At 72.6% G+C, this 20,751-nt stretch carries 22 protein-coding genes; 10 read left to right on the plus strand and 12 right to left on the minus strand.

The features are described from left to right. Nucleotides 1-21: 21 nt before the first annotated feature. The 3 genes from VFH10_RS02980 to VFH10_RS02990 all read right to left on the minus strand — a co-directional run bounded on the left by VFH10_RS02980 (nucleotide 22) and on the right by VFH10_RS02990 (nucleotide 2,416). Complete coding sequence (locus tag VFH10_RS02980; RefSeq protein WP_325125780.1) at nucleotides 22-312, minus strand: DUF4193 domain-containing protein; 291 nt, start codon at nucleotides 310-312, stop codon at nucleotides 22-24. A 213-nt stretch (nucleotides 313-525) separates the two neighbouring features. After that, nucleotides 526-1,317, minus strand: a complete 792-nt coding sequence (locus VFH10_RS02985) for an inositol monophosphatase family protein (protein ID WP_325125782.1) — start codon at nucleotides 1,315-1,317, stop codon at nucleotides 526-528. Nucleotide 1,318: 1 nt separating this feature from the next. After that, nucleotides 1,319-2,416 carry a ferrochelatase gene (locus VFH10_RS02990; protein WP_325125784.1) on the minus strand — a complete coding sequence of 366 codons (1,098 nt, stop codon included), beginning with the start codon at nucleotides 2,414-2,416 and terminating at the stop codon, nucleotides 1,319-1,321. Nucleotides 2,417-2,440: 24 nt separating this feature from the next. Between VFH10_RS02990 and VFH10_RS02995 the strand changes: the two genes are divergently transcribed. Next, complete coding sequence (locus VFH10_RS02995; RefSeq protein ID WP_325125785.1) at nucleotides 2,441-3,679, plus strand: MFS transporter; 1,239 nt, start codon at nucleotides 2,441-2,443, stop codon at nucleotides 3,677-3,679. Here VFH10_RS02995 and VFH10_RS03000 read toward each other — a convergent pair. Then, nucleotides 3,594-4,508 (minus strand): oxygenase MpaB family protein, encoded by a 915-nt coding sequence (locus VFH10_RS03000; protein WP_325125787.1) that lies wholly within the window; start codon nucleotides 4,506-4,508, stop codon nucleotides 3,594-3,596. The two genes, VFH10_RS02995 and VFH10_RS03000, sit on opposite strands and share 86 nt — an antisense overlap. Nucleotides 4,509-4,540: 32 nt before the next feature. On the opposite strand from VFH10_RS03000, the gene VFH10_RS03005 reads away from it, so the two are divergent. Beyond that, nucleotides 4,541-5,842 (plus strand): D-arabinono-1,4-lactone oxidase, encoded by a 1,302-nt coding sequence (locus VFH10_RS03005; RefSeq protein WP_325125789.1) that lies wholly within the window; start codon nucleotides 4,541-4,543, stop codon nucleotides 5,840-5,842. A gap of 7 nt (nucleotides 5,843-5,849) precedes the next feature. On the opposite strand, the gene VFH10_RS03010 is transcribed toward VFH10_RS03005, so the two are convergent. Beyond that, complete coding sequence (locus tag VFH10_RS03010) at nucleotides 5,850-6,491, minus strand: trimeric intracellular cation channel family protein (RefSeq protein ID WP_325125791.1); 642 nt, start codon at nucleotides 6,489-6,491, stop codon at nucleotides 5,850-5,852. Nucleotides 6,492-6,632: 141 nt separating this feature from the next. On the opposite strand from VFH10_RS03010, the gene sepH reads away from it, so the two are divergent. Continuing rightward, on the plus strand, nucleotides 6,633-7,562 hold the full coding sequence (gene sepH, locus VFH10_RS03015) for a septation protein SepH (protein ID WP_325125793.1): 930 nt from the start codon (nucleotides 6,633-6,635) through the stop codon (nucleotides 7,560-7,562). On the opposite strand, the gene VFH10_RS03020 is transcribed toward sepH, so the two are convergent. Genes VFH10_RS03020 through VFH10_RS03030 form a run of 3 tightly spaced genes read right to left on the minus strand, consistent with a single transcriptional unit; the run spans nucleotide 7,563 to nucleotide 9,689 of the window. Continuing rightward, on the minus strand, nucleotides 7,563-8,942 hold the full coding sequence (locus tag VFH10_RS03020) for an FAD/NAD(P)-binding protein (protein WP_325125795.1): 1,380 nt from the start codon (nucleotides 8,940-8,942) through the stop codon (nucleotides 7,563-7,565). A 31-nt stretch (nucleotides 8,943-8,973) separates the two neighbouring features. Then, nucleotides 8,974-9,192 carry a helix-turn-helix transcriptional regulator gene (locus tag VFH10_RS03025; protein ID WP_325125797.1) on the minus strand — a complete coding sequence of 73 codons (219 nt, stop codon included), beginning with the start codon at nucleotides 9,190-9,192 and terminating at the stop codon, nucleotides 8,974-8,976. Continuing rightward, complete coding sequence (locus VFH10_RS03030; RefSeq protein WP_325125798.1) at nucleotides 9,192-9,689, minus strand: DUF2975 domain-containing protein; 498 nt, start codon at nucleotides 9,687-9,689, stop codon at nucleotides 9,192-9,194. The genes VFH10_RS03025 and VFH10_RS03030 overlap by 1 nt, the downstream gene beginning before the upstream one ends. Before the next feature lie 80 nt (nucleotides 9,690-9,769). Here VFH10_RS03030 and VFH10_RS03035 point away from each other — a divergent pair, with 80 nt between their 5' ends. From VFH10_RS03035 to VFH10_RS03065, 7 genes are all read left to right on the plus strand, one after another. Continuing rightward, nucleotides 9,770-12,493 carry a LuxR C-terminal-related transcriptional regulator gene (locus VFH10_RS03035; RefSeq protein WP_325125800.1) on the plus strand — a complete coding sequence of 908 codons (2,724 nt, stop codon included), beginning with the start codon at nucleotides 9,770-9,772 and terminating at the stop codon, nucleotides 12,491-12,493. 112 nt (nucleotides 12,494-12,605) lie between these two features. Beyond that, nucleotides 12,606-13,301 (plus strand): hypothetical protein, encoded by a 696-nt coding sequence (locus VFH10_RS03040; RefSeq protein WP_325125802.1) that lies wholly within the window; start codon nucleotides 12,606-12,608, stop codon nucleotides 13,299-13,301. Next, on the plus strand, nucleotides 13,298-13,978 hold the full coding sequence (locus VFH10_RS03045) for a DUF2306 domain-containing protein (protein WP_325125804.1): 681 nt from the start codon (nucleotides 13,298-13,300) through the stop codon (nucleotides 13,976-13,978). The genes VFH10_RS03040 and VFH10_RS03045 overlap by 4 nt, the downstream gene beginning before the upstream one ends. Next, nucleotides 13,975-14,208 carry a hypothetical protein gene (locus VFH10_RS03050; RefSeq protein ID WP_325125807.1) on the plus strand — a complete coding sequence of 78 codons (234 nt, stop codon included), beginning with the start codon at nucleotides 13,975-13,977 and terminating at the stop codon, nucleotides 14,206-14,208. Before VFH10_RS03045 ends, VFH10_RS03050 begins: the two co-directional genes overlap by 4 nt. A 21-nt stretch (nucleotides 14,209-14,229) precedes the next feature. Further along, nucleotides 14,230-14,604: a hypothetical protein gene (locus VFH10_RS03055; RefSeq protein ID WP_325125809.1), complete on the plus strand. Its 375-nt coding sequence runs from the start codon at nucleotides 14,230-14,232 to the stop codon at nucleotides 14,602-14,604. Nucleotides 14,605-14,665: 61 nt separating this feature from the next. After that, nucleotides 14,666-16,684, plus strand: coding sequence for an SDR family oxidoreductase (locus tag VFH10_RS03060; RefSeq protein ID WP_325125811.1), 2,019 nt, complete (start codon nucleotides 14,666-14,668; stop codon nucleotides 16,682-16,684). Between the two features lie 153 nt (nucleotides 16,685-16,837). After that, the gene (locus VFH10_RS03065) at nucleotides 16,838-17,275 is read left to right on the plus strand and encodes a hypothetical protein (protein WP_325125813.1); all 438 of its coding nucleotides are present in this window, start codon (nucleotides 16,838-16,840) and stop codon (nucleotides 17,273-17,275) included. 139 nt (nucleotides 17,276-17,414) lie between these two features. Here VFH10_RS03065 and VFH10_RS03070 read toward each other — a convergent pair whose 3' ends face one another. From VFH10_RS03070 to VFH10_RS03085, 4 genes are read right to left on the minus strand one after another with little or no spacing between them, the layout of a single operon-like run. Further along, on the minus strand, nucleotides 17,415-18,311 hold the full coding sequence (locus VFH10_RS03070) for a sulfurtransferase (protein ID WP_325125815.1): 897 nt from the start codon (nucleotides 18,309-18,311) through the stop codon (nucleotides 17,415-17,417). Continuing rightward, nucleotides 18,308-18,979 (minus strand): thymidine kinase, encoded by a 672-nt coding sequence (locus tag VFH10_RS03075; RefSeq protein ID WP_325125817.1) that lies wholly within the window; start codon nucleotides 18,977-18,979, stop codon nucleotides 18,308-18,310. Before VFH10_RS03075 ends, VFH10_RS03070 begins: the two co-directional genes overlap by 4 nt. A 58-nt stretch (nucleotides 18,980-19,037) precedes the next feature. Continuing rightward, the gene (locus tag VFH10_RS03080) at nucleotides 19,038-20,150 is read right to left on the minus strand and encodes an alkaline phosphatase family protein (protein WP_325125819.1); all 1,113 of its coding nucleotides are present in this window, start codon (nucleotides 20,148-20,150) and stop codon (nucleotides 19,038-19,040) included. Beyond that, entirely contained in the window at nucleotides 20,147-20,746 is a 600-nt protein-coding gene (locus VFH10_RS03085) for a DUF5998 family protein (protein WP_325125821.1), read from the minus strand. Before VFH10_RS03085 ends, VFH10_RS03080 begins: the two co-directional genes overlap by 4 nt. Nucleotides 20,747-20,751: the final 5 nt, after the last annotated feature.

A 20,751-nucleotide genomic window follows, 5' to 3' on the forward strand; every position in this document is an offset into this window, starting at 1 on the left:
GGTGGTCGAGCCCGTCGAGACCTACGCGCAGTCGCGGCAGATCATCTTCTTCTCGTCCGCGAGCTGGCTGCGGTGGTGCACCAGGAAACAGCTCATGCAGGTGAACTCGTCCTCCTGCCGTGGCCGGACCTCGACCGCGAGCTCCTCGTGGGAGAGGTCGGCTCCTGGTAGCTCGAAGGACTCGGCCGCCTCGGCCTCGTCCTCGTCGACCTTGCCCGAGTTCTTGTCGTGACGCCGGGCCTTGAGCTCCTCGAGGCTCTCTTCGCTCTGGTCCTCCTCGTTCTTACGAGGTGCGTCGTAATCTGTAGCCATTCGTGCCTCTCTCGGCCCCGTGGGTGTCTGCCGTCCTCATGCAGGGGACCTGGCCGGGAACCCTGCGCAATGTCTCGTCGCGTGGCGGATTGTGCACCATCGGGAGCCTTCGTGCACGGTCATTCCGCATGATGTCAGCAGAGTCACAGGATCCCTGCCGGAATCCGCCGTTGCAGCGGACCCAACAGGCCCGGGAGTCCGGGTATTCCCGGGTCAGGAAGCCAGGAACCCGCAGTCCTCGACCGCGGTCATGAACTCGTCGAAACCACCGGCCGGTGCGGCCACGATGCAGCGCTTGCCGCCGGCACCGGTCGCCTCGCCGACCCGTCCGCCGGCCTCCTCGAGGATCAGCCCTCCGGCGGCGAGGTCCCAGTCGTGGAGCCCCTCCTCGACGTAGGCGTCGGCGCGGCCGCAGGCGAGGTAGCACAGATCGAGGGCGGCCGACCCGAGGCGGCGTACGTCGCGGACCCGGCCCAGCAGCTCGCGCACGGCCGCGGCCTGCGCCACCCGGGTGTCTCGCTCGTAGCTGAAGCCGGTGAACACCAGCCGCTGGGCGAGCGGGACGACCCCGCGCACCTGGACCGGGCGGCCGTCGAGGTGCGCCCCGCCGCCGCGGGTGGCCGTGAAGCACTCGCCCTTGACCACGTCGACGACCACGCCGGCGACGACCTCGTCGCCCCGGCGCGCGGCGATCGAGACGGCGTACTGCGGGATCCCGTAGACGAAGTTGACGGTGCCGTCGATCGGATCGACCACCCAGGTGATCCCGCTCGCCGAGGTGTCCGCCGCCCCCTCCTCGCCGACGAACCCGTCGCCGGGCCTGGCCTCCAGCAGCCGCTTGCGGATCAGCTCCTCCGCAGCGTGGTCGACCTCGGTGACGACGTCGGTCGGGCTGCTCTTCGTGTCCGCCACCTCGACGCCGTGCCGGCGGCGCTCGGTCACGAGGTCGGCCGCCTCCCGGGCTACGTCGCGGGCCAGGGCGAGCAGCTCGTCGGGCGACGCCACGTCAGTCCTGACCGCACAGCGCAGGCCGCGGACCGCGCAGGTTGGCGCAGCAGCCGGCGGGGCACACGTCGTGGGACGGCGGCTGGGAGCCGACCGAGGCCCGGTGCACGGCGACGCCGCGCTCGACCGCGGCCCTCTCGACGAGCAGGTCCCGGACCATCGCCACGAACCTGGGGTCCACGCCCGCGGTCGCCGCGCGTGCGAAACCGAGTCCGAGCTTCTCGGCTGTCGCCGCTGCCTCGGTGTCGAGGTCGTAGACGACCTCCATGTGGTCGGAGACGAAGCCGATCGGCACCACGACGACGGCCCGCACCCCCGCGGCCGCGAGCTCCCCCATGCGGTCGTTGACGTCGGGCTCCAGCCAGGGCACGTGCGGCGGGCCGGACCGGGAGCAGAAGACGAGCTCGGCGGCGTACCGGTGCCCGGTCTCCTGCCGCACGCGCTCGACGATCTCGTCCATGACGCTTCGGTGCTGGCGCACGTAGAGGTTGCCGCCGGCGACCGGCGGACCGCTGCGATCGTCCATCTCCGTCGGCACCGAGTGCGTCACGAACAGCACGTGCGCGTCATGGCGGACCGCGTCGGGCAGCTCCGCGAGTGCCGCGAGGCTCGCGTCGACCATCGGCTCCACGAAGCCGGGGTGGTTGAAGTAGTGCCGGAGCCGATCGAGACGGGGTGCACCCTCCCCCACCTCGGCGACGGCGTCCGCGAGGTCCTCGCGGTACTGCCGGCATCCGGAGTACGACGAGTAGGCGCTGGTGACCAGGCAGGCGGCGCGGCGTACGCCGTCGGCCTTCATCTCCCGCAGGGTGTCGGCGAGGTAGGGGTCCCAGTTGCGGTTGCCCCAGTAGACCGGCAGGCCGACCCCGGCCGACCGGAAGTCTTCCTCGATCGCGGCGATCAGCTCCCGGTTCTGGTCGTTGATCGGGCTGCGACCGCCGAACCGGAAGTAGTGCTCCCCCACCTCCTCGAGCCGCTCGCGCGGGATGCCCCGGCCGCGCGTCACGTTCTCCAGGAACGGCACGACGTCGTCGGGCTTCTCGGGACCGCCGAAGGAGACGAGCAGCAGCGCGTCGTACGGCGCGATCTCGGGTGGCATGGAGCCATCCTAGGATTCGGGGCGATGCTCACCACCTATCGCCGGGTGTTGTCCCTCCCCGGCGCACTCGCCTTCTCCGTCAGCGGCCTGATCGCCCGGCTGCCGATCTCGATGGTGAGCCTCGGCATCGTCCTGCTGGTGTCCACGCGGACCGGGTCGTACTCGCTGGCCGGCTCGGTCTCGGCGGCGTACATCCTGGCCAACGCGGCGATGGCGGTCGTGCAGGGCCGGCTGACCGACCGGTTCGGGCAGGGCCGGGTGCTACCGGCCGGGGCGATCGTGTCCGCCGTCGCGCTCGGACTGCTGATGTGGTCGGTCGAGACCGACCGGGGCGCCGCGTCCGCCGTGGTGTTCGCGTTCCTCACCGGCGCGGCGATGCCCGTGGTCGGCTCCGCGGTCCGGGCCCGGTGGACCCACCTCGTGCCGGACAAGTCCCAGCTGCAGACCGCGTTCGCCTACGAGGCGGTGATGGACGAGGTCGTGTTCATGCTCGGCCCGACGCTGGTCACGTTGCTCGCCACGGCCGTGCACCCTCTCGCCGGGCTCGGCACCGCCGTCGTCACCGGCCTCGCCGGCACCCTCGCCCTGGCCGCCCAGAAGGGCACCGAGCCGCCCCGGCACGAGCCGCACCCCGACCGGGCCGAGCGACCGCGGCTGCCCTGGCCGGCGCTGCTGCCGATGGTCGTGGCCTCGGCCGCGGTCGGCTCGCTGTTCGGGTCGGTGGAGGTCGCCACCGTCGCGTTCGCCGAGGCCCTCGACGCGAAGGCGACGAGCGGGGTGCTGCTGGCCACGTGGGCGTTCGGCAGCCTGGTCTCCGGGATCGCGACCGGGGCGATCACGTGGCGCGTCGACAACGCGACCCGGTTCCGCTGGGGCCTGCTCGCGCTGGCGTCGTCCGTCGTACCGCTGCCGTTCCTCGACGGGCTCGTGCCGATGGGCGCCGTGCTGTTCGTGGCGGGGTTCGCGATCTCTCCCACCCTCATCGCGCTGATGGCGCTGACCGAGGAGGTCGTCCCGACCGCGCGGCTCACCGAGGGGATGTCGATCATCCACACCGGGATGGCCGCGGGGATCGCTCCGGGCGCCGCGCTCGCCGGCCAGGTGGTGGACCGGGTGGGTGCCTCGGCGTCCTACTGGGTGCCCGTCGCGTCGGGCTTCGTCGGCGTGGGCGCCGCGTTCATCGCCGCCGCGGCGGCTCATCGGCGGGCTGCCGCTCGCGGCCGGGCGGGGGCGGCGTCATCGCCCACCGAATCGTCCTCGTAGCCAGGGTGCCGGCCGCGCGCACGGCGACCGCCTCGGTCCGCGGGAGGACCGGCAGCCGGAGCTCGCGCCTCGCCCAGCGCGGCAGCATGCTCACCGCGGTCGCGGCGAGCAGCCCGTACGGCGCACGGGCCGGCACCGGCAGCGGCGGGTGCAGCAGCAGGAACCGCGCGGTCTCGCGGGCCGCCGGCGTCGCGGCCAGCTCTGGGCGGTAGCGCTCCAGCCGCTCCGCGAGCTGCGCCTCCGTGCGCGGCGGGTCGAGGACGCCGAGCGCCGCGGCCACCCTGCCGGTCTCCGCGACGTAGGCGTCGCGGCCGGCCTGGTCGAGCGGCCGGGCGCCGTACAGCTGGTGGGCGGTGAGGAAGCTGTCGATCTCGGCGATGTGCACCCACTCGAGGAGGTGCGGGTCGGACGCGGCGTACGGGCGGCCGTCCGGCGCGGTCCCGACCACGGTCTCGTGGACCCTGCGGACCGCGGTGACCATCTTCTCGGCATGCGCGGCCGGGCCGAAGGTGGTGACGGCGAGGAAGTGGCTGGTGCGCTGCAGCCTGCCCCACGGGTCGCCCTGGAAGCCGGAGTGGTCGACCACGCCGGCCATCGCCAGCGGGTGAAGGGACTGCAGCAGCAGTGCGCGGATGCCGCCGGCGAACATGGAGGCGTCGCCGTGCACCCGGCGGATCGCGCTGTCCTCGCCGAACCAGCGCGGACCCGGGGTGCCGTGGATGCGCTCGCGACGGCGCGGCCCCTCGGGTCCGGCGACCCGCGCGAACAGCCGGTCGCCCATCCGGCGGCGGACGTCGCCGACCGCCTCGTCGAGCGTGCGCGCCACCATGCGTTCGAGTATGCCCGGATAGCCTCACCGCCATGACGAGCACCTCGTGGCAGAACTGGTCGGGGCTGGCCACCGCCGAGCCCCGTGAGGTGCGCTCCCCCGCCGACGTCGACGACGTCGTGCGCGCCGTGCACACCGCCCGCGAGCTCGAGGTCGGCGTCAAGATGGTCGGCACCGGCCACTCCTTCACCGACGTGGCCGTCGCGGACGGGCTGCTGCTGCGTCCGGACCGGCTCGTCGGCGTGCGCAGCGTCGACCGGGACGCGATGACCGTGACGGTGCTGGCCGGCACCCCGCTGCACATGCTCAACGCACGGCTCGACGCCCTCGGGCTCGCGCTGCACAACATGGGCGACATCGACCGGCAGACCGTCGCCGGGGCGATCTCGACCGGCACACACGGGTCGGGCGGTCAGTGGGCATCGCTGTCGGCCCAGGTCGTGGGGGTCGAGCTGGTCACGGCCGACGGGACGGTCGTGACCTCCACCCCCGACCGGGACCCTGACCTCTTCCACGTGGCGCGGCTGGGGCTGGGGGCCGTCGGGATCCTCACCGCCGTCACCCTTCTCGTCGAGCCGGCGTTCCTCGTCCAGGCCGTCGAGGAGCCGATGACGTGGGAGCAGATCGTGGGTGGGTTCGACGAGCTGGTCGAGCGGCACCACCACGTCGACATCCACTGGTTCCCGCACACCGAGCGCGCGCTCTGCAAGCGGGACGACCGGTCAGCCGACCCGGCGCAGCCGCTGCCCCGCATGCGTGCCTACCTCGACGACCACCTGCTCGCCAACCGGGTGTTCGGCCTCTCCAACCGGCTGGGCAACGCCGTGCCGAGGCTGGTGCCGGCGCTGAACCGGGTCGGCTCCCAGGCGCTGACCGCGCGCAGCTACGTCGACACCTCCCACCGGGTGTTCGTCTCCGAGCGCCTGGTCCGCTTCCGGGAGATGGAGTACGCCGTGCCGCGCGCGGCGGGCATGACGGCGCTCGCCGAGGCGCGCCGGGTGATGGAGCGCGGCGGCTGGCCGATCAGCTTCCCGGTCGAGATCCGCTACGCCCGGGGTGACGACGTGTGGCTGTCCACGGCGTACGAACGGGACTCGGTGTACCTCGCCTTCCACGTCAACGCGCAGACCGACCACACGGCGTACTTCCGCGAGGTGGAGCGCGTCATGCGCGCGCACGACGGCCGCCCGCACTGGGGCAAGCTGCACACGAGGACCGCCGCCGACCTCGCTCCGGCGTACCCGCGCTGGACCGACGTGCAGCGGGTCCGGGACCGGGTCGACCCCGACCGGCTGTTCTCCAACCGCTACCTCGACCGGGTGCTGGGCGCCTGAGGGGCGGTCAGGTGCTCGCCGAGCTGGTCGGGCGTGGCGCCTGCCAGCCGCGGCGCATCGCCAGCAGCCGCCACAGCAGGCAGACCAGCGCGGCCGGGACGGCCACCACGCCGACGCCCAGGCCCGCCTCCGTGCCCACCACCGCGATCGCGGCGCCGACCAGGGCCGGGGTCGCGTAGAGCTCGCCGCGCAGCACGATCGGGACCCGACCCGCGAGGATGTCCCGCAGGATGCCGCCGCCGATCCCGGTGAGCATCCCCATCAGCGCCGAGGGCACCGGACCCAGCCCGAACGAGAGCGCCTTCACCGCGCCGGTGACGCAGAAGAGCGCGAGCCCGGCGGCGTCGAAGACGTTGATCACCCGCTCCCGTCGACCGATCGCGGGGTGGAACCAGAACGTCACCAGCCCGGCGGTCACCGGCACGATCAGGTAGCGCCAGTCGGCCAGGGCGGCCGGCGGCAGCGCACCGATGAGCACGTCGCGCAGGAACCCGCCGCCGAGTCCGGTCGTCCCGGCGAGGACCAGGACGCCGAAGATGTCGAGATCCTTGCGGACCGCCACCAGCCCGCCGGAGATCGCGAACACGAAGATGCCGACCAGGTCGAGGACCGTGATCAGCACGCTCGGATCCGCGACGCCCGGTTGCATGCCCGGGAGGCTACTCGTCGTCGCGACCCCGACTTCACAGACACGCACCCGCGACACGGCGCGTGCCGCCGGCGGCGGACACCGCTGAAGTAGGCTCAGCGAAACGTCACGACGACATGCACAAGGGAGCACGCACAGGCAATGGACCAGCAGGACCTCACGCTCGTGGGGCTGACCGACGACGGGACCGCACTGGTCCTGGTCAGCGACTCGGGCGAGGAGTTCAGGCTGGCAGCCGACGCAAAGCTCCGGGCCGCCCTTCGAGGTGACCATGCCCGCCTCGGCCAGTTGGAGATCACCATGGAGAGCGCACTGCGACCCCGCGACATCCAGGCCCGGATCCGCGCCGGGGAGACACCCGAGAGCGTCGCCGCCGCCGCGTCCACCAGCATCGACAAGATCATGGGCTACGCCACGCCCGTGCTGGCCGAGCGTGCGCACATCGCCGACCGTGCCCAGCGGGCCTCCCTGCGCCGCAAGGGGGGCGAGGGCTCCACGCGACTGCTCGGGGACGCGGTCGCCGAGCGGCTGCGCTCGCGCAACGTCGACCCCGCGACCGTCGACTGGGACGCCTGGCGTCGGGAGGACGGCCGTTGGACGCTGGTCGCCGACTACCGCTCGGGTGAGAGCACGCGGCACGCCGAGTTCGTCTTCGACGCTCCCGGGCGCTACGTCGTGGCCGAGGACGACGAGGCCCGCTGGCTGGTCGGCGAGCAGTCCGCCAGCAAGGGCCCGCAGCCGCGCACGGCGGCACCCGCCGGCCGGCGGCTCTCCGCCGTACCGGCCGACGACGAGCTGCCACTGGGCGAGGACGCCATCGGGCTGGTGAGCGAGCCGGCCTCCTCGCGGCACGACGAGGAGCGGACCGCGGACCTGACCACAGCGGGTGACGCCGACTGGATCGCCACGCAGGCCAGCGACCGTCCCGAGCCGGCCCGGCCGGCTCCCGCCGACGACGAGCCCGAGGCGGAGCAGGAGGAGGAGCCGGCGCGCAAGCCCTCGAAGAAGCGCGGTCGTGCGTCGGTTCCGAGCTGGGACGAGATCATGTTCGGCGGCGGCAAGGGCGACTAGTCAGGGCATTCGCGCGAGCTCGGCCATCCGGGCCATCCCCGGGCCGACACTCGCGCGGAACCGCGCAACCGCGGCGCTCAGCTCCTCCGAGTCCGCCACGTCGGCGGGGATGCGGGCCGGGTTGAGCGGCACCGTGTCCGCCCACGCCTTGACGCCGGCGTCCGACCCGAACGAGATCGAGGCCTTGCCGCCGAGCACCTGCATGAGCGCCCAGTCGGGTGGGGTGTTGGAGAGCGGCGACGGCGGGCACAGCCGGTTCTTCTCCTGGTCGTCGTCGAAGACGGCCTCCACGTAGCCGGCCAGCGCCGCGCCGAAGCAGGGAAAGCCGGAGCGGATCGGTTGCAGCGTGATCGCCTCGCTGCCCCAGATCGGGACCAACGGCTCGTACCGCAGCCCCGAGGCGGCGCAGTGCACGACCACGGCATCCTCCGCGATGGAGACCTCGCCCTCGTCCAGCACCAGCCGTTTGGGCTCCACGTGCTTGACGTGCCCGAGCCGGACGACGTCCTCGATGGTGCGCAGCCGGTCGAGCTCCCACTGGGCGAGCGTCGGCGTCTTGGCCATCGTCGGCGTCACGGACCGGTCGATGCGCAGCACCACGCCGGCCTCCTCCATGCGGAGGAACAGGTCGTCCGGTGACGACGCCTGGATCGCGGCCTCCATGACGTCCGCCGCCATCCCGAGGAACACGGTCGGGTCCGGCTGGACGACCGCGCGGTTGAGCATCCACGGCTCACGTGGCCGGACCCAGCGGATGGCGTCGGGGTCGACCCCGTTGGCGAGCAGCCAGATGCAGGCGTCGGTGGCGGTCTTCCCCGATCCGACGACCACGAACTGCGACGGCGCGGCACCGAGCCGGACCAGGTCGTTCACGGCCACCACGTTCACCCCGTCGGCGACGCCGAACGGTGCGGGCGTCACCGCCGGGATGTGTGGCGACAGGTAGTGCGCGTTGACGACGCGCGGCCGGCCGCGGACCTCGTACTGCCGTCCGGACAGGCGCGACACGAACCGGCCCCCGCCGAGGTGGTCACAGCCCGGGTAGAAGGTCACCTTCCCGGAGGCCAGCATCCGCTCGCGCAGCACCCGGTCGTAGTAGGCGCAGACCTCCGGCGCGGTCGCGCGCTCGTGCAGGCCCGCCTCGGGACCGTCCTGCTGGATGCGCCCGTTCCCGAGCAGTGTCGAGGCGACCCCGTAGAACGCGGACGCCTGGTGAAGCCGGACGAACGGGTAGGCGTCGAGCCAGTGTCCGCCCGCGCCGTGACGGGAGTCGACCATGACGACGCTGACGTCGGCGTGGTCGATCAGCGCGTCCGTGAACGCCATGCCGGCCGCACCCGCACCCACGACCAGGTAGTCAGCCTCCAGCACCTCGACCACGGCCTCATGCTGACGGCGCCGAGGAAGCGGGTCAACCTCCCTCTGGGTCCGGCTCCCAGCGCAGGAGGTCACCGGGCTGGCAGTCGAGCACCTCGCACAGCGCGGCAAGCGTGGTGAAGCGCACCGCCTTGGCGCGTCCGTTCTTCAGCACGGCCAGGTTGGCAGGGGTGATGCCGACGCGTTCGGCGAGCGTGCCCACGGGCATCTTCCGCTTGGCCAGCATCACGTCGACGTCGACCACGATGGGCATCAGATCACCTCGTCGAGCTCGGCCTGCAGGTGCTGCGCCTCCGCATCCCGGGCGACCGCCTGGGCGAGCAGCATCCGGAGCACCAGGACGATCAGGGCGATGCCCGCGACCAGCACGCCGGCGCCTCCGACCAGCAGCACCACGCCCGGGGCGGCCGCCTCGCCCGGCGCGAGGATGAAGCCGAGTCCGAAGATGAGCAGGGACGCGGCCGAGATGGCGCCGATCACCACGTCGACGTACCGGAAGGCGGCGTGGGAGAACACGGTGCCGCGCCGCACCATCGTCAGCAGCCGCCAGACGCACACCAGCGTGACCTGGATGGTCGCGATGCCCAGCACGACGATGACCACCAGCGACGTGCGCAGGTAGGAGTACTCCGGGTCGAGCCCGTCCAGGTCCGACCAGAGCAGGGGCACCATCACCGTCTGCACGAACAGCGAGCCGGCGAGCACCATCGCGAGCACGATGCGCAGCGCGAGCAAGGCCAGGTTGCCCATGTGAACTCCCTCGTTATCGAATGACAGTTAGAATATATCGATAAACGATGCCTTCGCAAGCGCGATCCTATGATCCGTGCGTGTCGACGACGGTGCTCGCCACCAAGCTGTTCGCGCCCACCCCGCGGGCGCGGCTGGTTGCCCGCCCACGTCTCGCCGCGCGCCTCGACCGCACGTTCGACGACGGCAACCGCCTCACGCTCGTCTCCGCGCCCGCCGGCTTCGGCAAGACCACCCTGCTCACCGACTGGCTCGACGCCGCCTCGCGGCAGCGACCCGGCACCGGCACCGGATGGCTCTCACTGGACGACGGGGACAACGACCTGTCGCGGCTCCTGGCCCACCTGGCCGCCGCCCTCGAGCGCACCGGCCTGCCCCTCGACCGGGGGGTCGTCGCACCGATGGCCGCCGACGGGTCGGCCGCCCTGACCGCCCTGCTCAACGAGATCGTGCGTGCCGGTGAGCAGTCTCCGGGCACCCATCGTCTCCTTGTCCTCGACGACTACCACGTCCTCGAGGCAGCGGAGGTGCACGAGGCGATGGCGTTCCTCCTGGACCAGCTGCCGGACCGGCTGCACCTGCTGCTGGCGACCAGGTCCGACCCGGTCCTGCCCCTGGCCCGGCTCCGCAGCCGGGGACAGCTGACGGAGGTGCGCGCGGCCGACCTTCGCTTCACGCCGTCGGAGGCACTCGAGTTCCTCAACCGCGTGATGGGCCTGGACCTCGCCGCCGATGACGTGGCGGCGCTCGAGGATCGCACCGAGGGCTGGATCGCCGGCCTGCAGCTGGCTGGGCTGTCCCTGCGGGACCTGCCCGAACGCGAAGCCGTCGCCGGTTTCATCGACGCGTTCACCGGCAGCAACCGGTTCGTCATCGACTACCTCGCCGACGAGGTGCTCGCCCGCCAACCACCCGAGGTGCGCGAGTTCCTGCTCCGGACCTCCGTCCTGGACCGGCTCACCGGTGACCTGTGTGACGCGGTCACCGGCGGCAGCGAGGGTGCCCGAGTGCTGGAGCACCTCGAGCGGGGGAACCTGTTCCTGGTGCCGCTGGACACCGACCGGTCCTGGTACCGCTACCACCACCTCTTCGCCGACGTGCTGCTCGCGCGCCTGCTCGCCGAGCAACCCGACGCGGTGCCCGGACTGCACCTGAGCGCCAGCGCGTGGTACGCCGCACACGGCCTCGTCGAGGACGCGGTGCGGCACGCCCTGGCCGCCCCGGACCACGACCGGGCCGCCTACCTCATGGAAGAGGCTCTGCCGGAGGTGCGCCGCGCGCGACAGGACGGCCTGCTGCTGAGCTGGATGCGGTCCCTGCCGGACTCCGTGGTGCGCCGCAGCCCGGTCCTCAGCATCGTGTCCGGCTGGTCGCGGCTGATGTCCGGTGACCTCGACGCCATGGAGCGCCGACTCGACGACGCCGAGGCGGCGCTGGCCGCGGGCGCCGAGCACCCCGAGCTCGCCGGCACCTGGGCCGACACCGAGGACCTGCGCCTCGCGCCGGCGACGATCCCGGTCTACCGGGCGTCGCTGGCGCAGGCGCGTGGCGACGTCGCCGGCACGGTGCGTCACGCGCGGCAGGCAATGGACCTGTCCGGCCCCGAGGACCACTTCGTGCGCGGTGCCGGCGCCGGGTACCTCGGTCTGGCCGCCTGGGCGGCCGGTGACATCGAGGAGGCGCTGCCCACCTTCACCGAGGCGGTCCGCCACCTGCACGCCGCCGGCAACCTCGTCGACGAGCTGGACAGCACGATCCCGCTCGCCGACATGTGGGTCGCTGCCGGCCAACCCGGCCGCGCCCGCCGGCTGTACGACGTGGCCCTCGAGTCGGCGACCGGAGGTGGGCCGCCGTATCCGCGGGCCGCCGCGGACCTGCACGTCGGGCTGGCCGAGCTCGACCGCGAGCTCAACGACCTGGACAGCGCATCGGAGCACCTCGAGACCGCCCGGGAGCTCGGCGAGCGCGCGTCGATCACCGAGAACCGGCACCGCTGGTACGTCGCGATGGCCCAGGTGCGCGCAGCCCTCGGGGACCACGACACCGTGACGCAGCTGCTCGGTCAGGCCGCGGAGCTGTACCGGCACGGCTTCTACCCGGACGTTCGCCCGATCCCCGCGATGCAGGCCCGCATCCACATCGCGGCCGGCGACCTGGCCGCGGCCGAGGCGTGGGCGGACGACCACGGCGTCCCGTCCGCCGCGGCTGCGACGTACCTGCGTGAGTACGACCACCTCACCTTCGTGCGCCTCCTGCTCGCCCGCGGCGGCGGCGAGCGGCTCCGCGACGCGGCGATCCTTCTCGACCGGCTTCAGGCCGACGCAGAGCCGAACCGTGCCGGGAGCCTGCTCGAGATCGGGGTGCTGCGGGCGCTCGTCCGGCATGCCGACGGCGACCGGGCCGAGGCGTTCGCCGGGCTGGACCGGGCGCTGGCCCGGGCTCCGGAGCCGGAGGGCTACGTGCGGCTGTTCCTCGACGAGGGCACCCCGATGCTCACCCTGCTGCGGGACGCCGCCGGTGAGTCCGGCGACACCCACGACGTGCTGCACCGGCATGCGCGCCGGCTCCTCGAGGCAGTGGGCACCTCACGCCCGGCCCGGGACGTGTTGCCGGACCCGCTCAGCGACCGCGAGCTCGACGTCCTGCGGCTGCTCGACAGCGAGCTCACCGGCCCCGAGATCGCCCGCCGGCTGTTCGTCTCCCTCAACACGCTGCGGACCCACACCAAGCGCATCTTCACCAAGCTCGACGTCAACAACCGCGCCGCGGCCGTACGCCGGGCCCGCCGGCTCGGCCTGCTCTAGCAAGTCACATCGTCGGTCACCACATGTGGTGACGCCCGGTCACCCCAGCGCGCCGTACGTTCCGAGCATCTCCCGCGGCGACCGCCACGGACCACCGGAACAGGAGCCGGACATGACCATCACCCCCACCACCCTGACCCGACTCGCCGGTGTCGCGGCGGCCACCGCCGGCGTCCTGTTCATCGGCGTCAACATCGGCCACCCGCACATGGACGCCGACTCGATCACCGGCACCGAGGTCGTGGTCCGCAACTCCGTGAAGGTGCTGATGGCCGCCCTGGCCCTGGCCGGCATCACCGGCATGTACCTCAGCCAGGTCCGCCGCAACGGCCTGCTCGGCCTGATCGGCTACCTGGTCCTCGCCGCCGGCTACCTGCTGATCATGGTCCCGCCCTACGTGGCCGCCTTCGTGCTGCCGTCCCTGGCCGAGAGCAACCCGGGCTACGTCAACGACGTCCTCGCCGCCTCCACCAACGGCAGCCCCGAGGGCGACATCGGAGCGCTGGTCACCGTGTTCCAGGTCCAGGGCCTGGCCTACCTGGCCGGCGGCCTGCTCTTCGGCATCGCCCTGTTCCGCGCCCACGTCCTGACCCGGTGGGCGGCCGCGCTGCTCGCCGTCGGCGGCCTGGTCAGCGTCGCGCTCGCGGTGATGCCCGACGCCTTCTACCGGTTCCTCGCCTTCCCCAACGCCATCGCCATGATCGGCCTCGGATACTCGCTGTGGCGCACCACCCGCACCGAGACGTCCACCACGGCGGCGACGAGCGACGTCCCCCGCCCGCGCATGTCCTCGGCCGGTGCCGAATGACCACCCGCACGCCGATCCGGCCGGCACCGCCCGTCCGGCCGGGTCGGCCGGAAGGGTCGGCGTGGCGGGTCCCGGCCGCCCTCGTGCTGCTCAGCGTGATTCCGGTGGTCGCCGGGTCGCTCCGGCTGGTGGAGATCGTCGGCGGCCCGCAGCTGCTCCCGACCAACCCGCGCATCGACGCCTCCCCGGCGCCCGTGATCGCGCACATCGTCGCAGCGGCCGTCTACGCCGTCACCGGCGCGTTCCAGTTCTCCGCTCGGGTACGCCGCCGGTGGCGGGGCTGGCACCGCGGCGCCGGCCGCGTCCTGGTCGGAGCCGGGCTGGTGGTGGCCCTCTCGGGTCTCTGGATGACGCTCTTCTACCCCGGCGCACCCGGCGGTGACCTGCTCTGGGCCGTCCGGGTCGTGGTCAGCTCCACCATGGCGGCCTGCATCGTGCTCGGGTTCACCGCGATCCGGCGCCGCGACATCGCCGCACACCGGGCCTGGATGATCCGTGCCTACGCGCTCGGCGTCGCCGCCGGCACGCAGGCGCTCACCCAGGGTTTCGGAGAGTCCCTCCTCGGCACCGACGACCTGGGCACCGCCCTCTCGGTCAGCGCCGGCTGGGTCATCAACGCGGCGGTCGCCGAGTGGGTCATCCGCCGTGCCGGCAGGGCCGGGGCGAGGTCACGATGACGGGACGAGACGCACCCGATGCGGCCACCGGCTACGAGCTCCGGGTCGCCGGACACCTCGACGACCACTGGGCGGCCTGGTTCGAGGGTCTGACCCTCACCCTGGAGGCCGACGGCACCACCAGCATCCGCGGCGTGCTGACCGACCAGGCGGAGCTGCACGGCCTGCTGGCCAAGGTGCGCGACCTGGGCGCGACCCTGATCTCGGTCACCAGCGTCGACACCGCCTGACCGGACGGGCAGACTCGGCGCATGCCGATGCCCGCGGGTCTCGACCAGCCCGGCCCGACGTTCGCCCTGTGCAGTGACCTCCTCGCAGGCGGCGGAGAGCTCCGTCTCGCCCACGAGCCGATCGCCACGGATGTGCTCCGTGTCGAGTACCGCGACCTCCTCGCGACCGAGGCGGACCGGTCGGACCCCGCCCCGACGGTCGGGTTCACGGACGCGGTCGAGCGCCTGAGCATCGCTCCGCAGAACTCACTGCGGGTCGGTCACGTGACCCACCCGAAGGAACCGTGGCTGTTCGTGGTGTTCGTCGATCCCGACAGCGAGTCGGTCCTGACCTGCTTCGGGGTCAACCACCCCGACGCGACACCCGAGCAGCCGTTCCCGATAGGACGGGCGTGACCGGCCAGGTCACGCCGCGTCGCCTGGACAGCAAAGTTACTCACGGGTAATACTGTTGTCCATGGCGTACTTCGTGACCGGCGCGACCGGGTTCATCGGACGACACCTCGTCGCCGAGCTGCTCGACCACCGCGAGGGCGAGATCTTCGTGCTGGTGCGCAAGGGGTCCCGCGCCCGGATGGACGCACTGATGCGGCGTTGGGACGCCGGCTCCCGGGTGACACCGGTCGAGGGCGACCTCGGCAAGCCGCGGCTGGGACTCTCCCGCGCCTGGATCCGCGAGCACCACGGCGCCATCGACCACTTCTTCCACCTCGCCGCGGTCTACGACATGACCGCGTCCGACGAGCTCAACGAGAAGCTCAACGTCGGTGGCACCCGCGCCGCTCTGGAGCTGGCCACCGCGCTCGACGCCGGCGTGTTCCACCAGGTCTCCTCGGTGGCGGCCTCGGGCGACTACCACGGCACCTACGACGAGACCATGTTCGACGTCGGACAGTCGCTCCCGTCGCCGTACCACCGCACGAAGTTCGAGTCCGAGCGCATCGTCCGCGAGGAGTCCACGGTGCCGTGGCGCGTCTACCGGCCGGCCGTGGTCGTCGGCCACTCCGAGACCGGCGCCATGGACAAGATCGACGGGCCCTACTACTTCTTCCCCCTGTTCAAACGGCTGCGGGACAACCTGCCGTCGTGGCTGCCGATGGTCGGGGTCGACCTCGGCGACACCAACGTGGTGCCGGTCGACTACGTCGCGTCGGCGATGGACCACCTCGCGCACCTGCCCGGACACGACGGTGAGGCGTTCCACCTCGTGAACCCCGACCCGCAGCCGACGATCGACGTGGTCAACACGCTGGCCGCGGCCGCCAAGGCGCCCCGGTTCGCCGTGCCGGTCGACCGCCGCGTCACCGGGGTGCTGCCGACCGGGCTGCTCCCCCGCGCCCTGCGGCCGGGCAACATCGTCAGCAACGTCCTCGGCAGCGCGCCCGCACAGCTGGTGCTCCGGGAGACGGTCGGCCGGCTCGGCGTGCCGCCCGAGGTGCTCGAGCACGTGTCGTTCCCGACGAGGTACGCCGCCCGGGCCACCGAGCGGCTGCTCGCCGGCTCCGGCATCGCGGTGCCCGACCTCGACAGCTACGCGCTCGCGCTGTGGAACTACTGGGAGGAGCACCTCGACACCGACACCGCCCGGGACGCCGACCTCGTCGAGGCCCTCTCCGGTCGGACCGTGGTCATCACCGGCGCGTCGTCGGGCATCGGCAAGGTGGCCGCGCTCAAGGTCGCGCAGGCCGGCGGGGTGCCGCTGCTCGTCGCCCGGGGGAAGGACAAGCTCGAGGAGACGAGGGCGGAGATCGAGGCGGCCGGCGGTACGGCGTACGTCTACGGATGCGACCTCTCCGACCTCGAGGCCATCGACAGGCTGTGCGAGCAGATCCTCGCCGAGCACGACCGCGTCGACTTCATCGTGAACAACGCCGGCCGTTCGATCCGGAGGTCGCTCGCGCTGAGCCACGACCGGTTCCACGACTTCGAGCGCACCATGCAGCTCAACTACTTCGGTGCCGTCCGGCTGGTGATGGGCCTGCTGCCGGCCATGCGAGCCCAGGGTGCCGGTCACATCGTCAACGTGAGCTCGATCGGCGTGCAGACCAACCCGCCGCGGTTCTCGGCGTACGTCGCGTCGAAGGCCGCGCTCGACTCGTGGTCCAACGTGGTCAGCTCGGAGCTGGTCGGCGACGGGGTCTCGTTCACGACGATCCACATGCCGCTGGTGAGGACCCCGATGATCGCCCCCACCAAGATCTACGACCGGTTCCCGACGATCACCCCGGCGCAGGCCGCGGACCTGGTGCTGCACGCGCTCGCCGACCGCCCGCACGAGGTCAACACCGCCCTCGGCTCGCTCGGCGCCGTCGCGCACACCCTGGCCCCGAAGACCTCGTTCCGGGTGCTGCACATGGCCTACCAGGTGTTCCCGGACTCGGCCGCCGCCCGCGCGGCCGCCGAGGAGGACCACGGTGACCAGCCGAGCCCCCAGCAGCTGCTGCTGGCCCGGCTGCTCAAGGGCGTGCACTGGTGACGTCGCCCGGATCGTGAGACACGGCTGACAAACCCGCGCCGCTCGGTCACCCTGGTCGGACCATGCATCACCTGTGTTGTCGCTGCCGCTGACACCAGCCCCGGCTGGTGCCACTTCGCTGCCCGGCCGACACCAGCACACACAGGACCTCGCATGACGACCATCTCGCACACGCCCCTCACCTTCGCCGCCTGGGTCGGCGCCCTCTCGGCGCGTGGCTACTCGGTGCTCGCCGCGTCCCACGCGGTGCCCATCCAGCTGTGGCTGCGCCGCGACGACGGCACGGCGCTGCACTTCCTGGCCCGCGGCACCAGGGTCAGCCTCCGTCGGTACGACGCGAGCGACCTCACCAGCCTGGTGCTGCGGTCGGAGTGCGACTGCGAGGAGCATCGCACCGCGGGCGCCGGCTCACGCACCGTGCTGAACCCGGGTGCCGTCCCTTCCGGCGAGGTGGTCTTCGACGGCGCCGAGGCTCTGGGGTGGACCGGCTACGAGGCCGGGCTGCTCGACGTGGCGACGGCGGCGAGCATGTTCGACGAGATGTCGGCCCAGCTCGCCGGGCCGGCCGAGGCGTGGCAGGCAACAGCCTGACCGCCGCGGCCGGAGAGGCCGAGACCGGGCGTCGTCCGTCGGGACGGCGACATGGACGACGACCCGGGCCCGGGTCCTGGCAGACCCCACCCCTGTGGGGGTCGGTCCTGCCAGGCTCAACGAGCGACCGGCGTCGAGGTCACGGCGTACGTCCCCAGCGCTCCAGCGCGGGCGGCGTCGCACCGCCGGTCTCGACGGGCCGGTCCGGGTCGGAGACCCACTCGCTCCACGAGCCGGGGTACAGGGCAGCCGTCTTGCCGAGCCGGTGCAGCGCGAACACGATGTGCGTCGCGGTGACCCCCGACCCGCAGTACACCGCGACCTCGTCCTCGACGCGGACGCCCCCCAGGTGGAGGTGGGTGCCGAGGTCGTCGAAGATCCGGAAGTCCCGGTGCTCCTCCCGCGGCGGGCCGAGGTTGACCTGGTAGGGGATGTTCACCGCCCCGGGGATGTGCCCGGCGACCGGGTCGATCGGCTCCACCTCGCCGCGATAGCGCCGCGGCTCACGGACGTCGATGAGGACTCCCTCGCGCGCCACCCGGGCGGCCCCCTCGGCGTCGACGACCGGCAGGTGTCCGGGGTCGGCGGTGAAGTCGCCCGGCCCTGGCACGACGTCGCCGGTCTCGGTGGCGCCGCCGGCGTCGAGGTGACCCCGCCAGCCGCCGTCGAGCACCTTCACGTCGCGGTGCCCGTGATAGGTGAGCAGCCACCACGCGCGGGTGGCAGCGCTGCCGTCCCAGTCGTCGTACACCACCACGCCGCGGTCGTTGCGCACGCCCGCGCGGCCCATCGCGGACTCGAACCGGTCGACGCTCGGCAGCGGGTGCCGGCCCCTCGTGCCGTCGCCGACGGGGTCACAGAGATCGGCCTCGAGGTCGACGAACACCGCGCCCGGGACGTGGCCGTCGAGGTACCGCTCCCGCCCGTCGGTCCGGCCGGTCGCGTAGCGGACGTCGAGGACGGTGACGTCCGGTGCCAGCGCGGGGAGTCGCTCGGGCCGCAGGACCGCGTCGAGGTGCATCCCGGGCAGGTTCATCCGAGCCGGCTGTCCCCGAACGGCAGCGGGTCGCCGATCATCTGCACGGCGTGCGCCCGGCTCGCGGTCATGCCGCGCCGGTGGTGCTGGCGGCAGAGCACCTCGTAGCCGACCTCCGGGAGCGCGTCGCCGTCCGACGAGTCGACGTCCCCGACGACGATGACCTCACCCTCGGTCACCATCTCGCCGTTCTCGGTGCGGGCGTTCTGCGTGGCGCGTTTGCCGCACCAGCACAGCGCCTCGACCTGGAGGACGTTCATCCGGTCGGCGAGCTCGACCAGCCGGGCCGACCCGGGGAACAGGATGGACCGGAAGTCGGTGAGGATCCCGAACGCGAACACGTCGATCTGCAGCTCGTCGACGACGCGGGCCAGCTGCTCGATCTGGGACGGGCTGTAGAACTGGGCCTCGTCGCAGATCAGGTAGTCGACCCGGCCGCCGCGCGTGAGCGCCCCCACGACGTACTTCCAGAAGTCGAAGTCGCCGTCCACCTCGATGGCGTCGTGCTGCAGGCCGAGGCGGCTCGACAGGGTGGCGGCACCCGCGCGGTCGTGGCTGGTGAAGATCCGTCCGACGCGTCCCCGGGCCGCGTGGTTGTGGTTGGTCTGGAGCGCGAGCGTCGACTTGCCGGAGTCCATGGTCCCGGTGAAGAACTGCAGTTCGGCCACGGGATGCCATCCTGCCACGGGGGGTTCGCGTGTCCGTGGTGGGCACGCGGGCTGCCGCTCAGAGCACGATGACCGGGACGAGCATCTCCGTCGACGTGAGCGAGCCGTGCAGCCCGACCAGGGTCGCCTCGTAGGGGAACGCCGACGTGCACATCACCGAGAAGGCGTCCCGGCAGGCCACGACCACGTCACCGAGCCGCGGGCGTACGGCGGGGTCGACCGGGCCGAACCAGCCGAGCCCGATCGCCTCGTCGCGGGTGAGCACCTCGGCCCGCTCTCCCATCACGCCCCGCCAGGCCGAGGAGACGTCGTCCACCGCGCCGGAGCGGCAGTAGACGTGCCGGAAGCGGGCCTCGCCGCCGAGCACCACGACCCCGTCGAGCAGGTCGGGGTGGTCGTCGACCTCCACCCGGGCGTCCGGCGCCGAGTCGACCATGCCGTGGTCGGCGACGACGACGACGCGAGTGCCGGCCGGAAGCGTCTCGCGCAGGTGCTCGGCGGCCGCGTCGATCATCGACAGCTGCTGCTCCCACTGCGGGGAGTCGACGCCGTAGCGGTGGCCGGTCCAGTCGAGGTCGCCGTCGTACATGTATGTCAGCGACGGCTCCTGTCGGGCCGCAGCCTGGACCGCGGCGAGCCGCTCCCCGACCCGGTCGGCCCCGACGAACGCGGCCCCGCGGTGGCCGGCGACGGTGAGCCCGGACGACTCGAAGTCGCGCTTGTTCACCACTGTCGTCGCAACCCCCGCGGCGGAGAGCCGGTCGAACGCGGTCGGGTGCGGCTGCCACTCCCGAGGGTCGACCTTGGAGCTCCAGAAGAGCGCATTGAGGAGGTGGTCGGTGCCGGGGATCCGGCTGGTGAAGCCGACCACGCCGTGCCCGCCGGGCGTGAGCGCCGTGCCCAACGAGGTCAGGCTGGTCGCGGTCGTCGACGGCACCCCCACGGTCGCCGGCTCACCGAGGTGGGCGTGCAGGAACGGCGCCTCCTCCGGGTGGTCGCGCAGCAGCTCGTGGCCGAGCCCGTCGACGAGGAACACGACGTAGCTCTGCGCCGCGGGCAGCTCGATGTTCGAGGGCGGCAGACCCGCGTCGACCCCGAGGGCCGTGCCGACCGCCGGGAGGATGTCACCGAGCGACCGGTCCGCGTAGGCGGGCGGCGTGAACCCGTTCATCGGGCCGCGTCGGGGCTCCCCGTCCGCGCCGACAGCGCGTCCGCGAAGCCGAGCAGGTCGGCCACGGCGTCCGGTCCCTCGGCCGCGGCGCTGACCCGCAGCGAGAAGTCGTCGGACGTCACCACGCCGGTGTAGCCGTGGTCGGCCTCGCACTCCGGGTCGCCGCACCCCGCGGGCTCGAGGTCGATCCGTCCCACGGCGCCCCAGCCGATCGTCAGCACGGCCTCGTTGGCTCCCGGCGCGGGGATCGGCTTGCCGGCGTACGACGCGGGGTTGGCCACCATCCGGTTCACCACCACCGAACGGATCGCGTTCACGGCGACGGCCTCGGTGGACGTCGAGGTGTACGGCGCCGGCAGCAGGTCGTCGGGCGCGTGCTCGTCGGTGTGCGCGAGGATCAGCCGGGACGGCGTCAGCACGAGCACGCTCATGTGCCGCCGCACCTCGTCACGCTCGTCGATCGTGGGCTCGTGGTGCACCAGGTGCGAGAGCACCCGCTCGCCCGCGACCGCCTTCATCACGGCGTCGGCCACCACGTCGGGGTAGTAACCGCACTTCTCGATGTCATCGCGCAGCTCGAGCGTGTTGTCCCTCATGCCGT

Source organism: Nocardioides sp. (assembly GCF_035697785.1).
Taxonomy (GTDB): Bacteria; Actinomycetota; Actinomycetes; order Propionibacteriales; family Nocardioidaceae; genus Nocardioides_B.